At 69.2% G+C, this 1,836-nt stretch carries 2 protein-coding genes and 1 pseudogene; all 3 read right to left on the bottom strand.

Features of this window, described 5'->3' with window-relative positions; genetic code table 11:
• A partial coding sequence (locus tag JNK84_RS13765) for a carbonic anhydrase (protein WP_441343245.1) occupies window positions 1-624 on the bottom strand: 624 nt, incomplete at its 3' end.
• A 6-nt stretch (window positions 625-630) separates the two neighbouring features.
• Window positions 631-1,623 (bottom strand): GTP 3',8-cyclase MoaA, encoded by a 993-nt coding sequence (gene moaA, locus JNK84_RS13760; RefSeq protein WP_293424966.1) that lies wholly within the window; start codon window positions 1,621-1,623, stop codon window positions 631-633.
• A gap of 20 nt (window positions 1,624-1,643) precedes the next feature.
• Window positions 1,644-1,836 (bottom strand): annotated as a pseudogene (locus JNK84_RS13755) (hypothetical protein); the annotation flags it as partial.

The raw sequence follows: 1,836 nt of genomic DNA, 5'->3' as shown, positions 1-1,836 counted from the left end.
TTGATCGATGCTCGACAAGCCGTCGCGCGCCGCCTGCGAGGCGATGGGCGGCTCGACCTCGCGGATCAGCCCGTCCTCTACCCCATAGATCCAGCCGTGGACATGCAGCGGCTGTCCGCGCGCCCAGGCGGCCTCCACGATGGGTGTGGCGGCGACGCGCCGGAGCTGCATCTGGACATTGAGCTCGCACAAGCGATCCAGCCTCGCCTGGTCGTCCTTCAGGGCGGCGAACACCGCCTGATGCTTGCGGTGAAACATGACCAGCGGCTGCAGCCAGTGATCGACAAGCGCCGAGCGGTCGTTGCCGAGAGCCCGCCGGACGCCGCCGCAGCCATAATGGCCGCAGACGATGATGTGCTGGACCTTCAGCGCCTCGAGCGCGAATTCCAGAACCGCCAGCAGGTTCATGTCGCTGGTATGGACCATGTTGGCGATGTTGCGCTGGACGAAGACCGAGCCCGGGTCGAGGCCCAGTACGTCGTTGGCGGTGACGCGGCTGTCGGCGCATCCGATCCACAGATAGTCCGGCGACTGCTGCTCGGCCATGCGGACGAAATAGGTCGGATCGTCGCGCGTCTTGCGCTGCGCCCAGGCGACATTGCGGTCGAACAGATGGTCGAGGATCACGCGCTAGCCCCCGGTGACGTGCATGCCGCGCCGCGTCGCCGGGCGGGACCAGGCTTCGGCGAAGTCGTGGCCCGCAGGTTTGGCGGCAATCGCCGCGTCGATGGCGCGGTGCAGCTCCCTGCCGGTCCGGTCGAGGCGCAGCGGCCCCTTGAGATCGATGGATTCCTCGCGGCCGAGACAGGCCTCCAGCCGCCCGGATGCGGTGATCCGCACGCGGTTGCACGTCGCGCAGAAGCTGCATGTCGTGGCGGCGATGAAGCCGACGCGCCGCCCCGTATCCGCCACCTGCCAGTAGCGCGCGGGCCCGCCGCTGCGATGCAGGCTCGGGATCAGGGCGAAGCGCCGCGCCAGCCCCTCCCGCACCCGGTCGAGCGGTACGAAGCGGTCGCCCCGGCCGAAACCTTCCTCGCCGATGGGCATGACCTCGATGAAGGTGATGTCCATGCCCCGCTCATGCGCGAAGGCGACAAGCGCTTCGGTTTCGTCGTCATTGACGCCGCCGAGGACCACCGTGTTGAGCTTGATGGCTATGCCCGCCTCGCGGGCGGCCGCGATGCCCGCCAGCGTGTCGGCGAGACGGCCGCCGCGCGTGATGGCGGTGAAGCGCGCGGCATCGAGCGTGTCGAGCGAGACATTGACCCGCCGCACGCCGGCGCGGGCGAGAGCTGCGGCATGAACCGCAAGCTGCGTGCCATTGGTGGTGAGGGTCAGTTCGTCGAGATCGCCGGTGCGCAGATGCCGCCCGAGCTCGTGGATCAGGTCCACCGTCCCCCGGCGCACCAGCGGCTCGCCACCGGTGATCCGCAGCTTGCGGACGCCGCGCCGGATGAAGGCGGTCGCCACGCGATCCAGTTCCTCCAGCGACAGGAGATCACGCTTCGGCAGGAAGTCCGGCCGCTCCGCCATGCAATAGACACAGCGCAGATCGCAGCGGTCGGTGACCGACACGCGCAGATAGGTAATGGCGCGGCCGAAGCGGTCGACCAGGGGGGACATCTCAACCGCGCTGGCAGCCGTCACCGGTGCGACCCTCCGCAGGTGCAGCCGCCCGCGCCGTGGGAGCAGGAGGAGACCAGTGCGCGGCGCAGCAGGACCGCACCCGGATCGTCGGCCCGGCCCATCTGGCCCATCAGCGTCGTCCATTCCTCGTCGCTGGCCGTATCGGCATAGTCCGCGACGCACTCGGCCGCATAGATGCCGGCGGAGACA

Source organism: Phreatobacter sp. (assembly GCF_016793595.1).
Taxonomy (GTDB): domain Bacteria; phylum Pseudomonadota; class Alphaproteobacteria; order Rhizobiales; family Phreatobacteraceae; genus Phreatobacter.
This window is presented reverse-complemented; position numbering and strand designations above follow the sequence as displayed.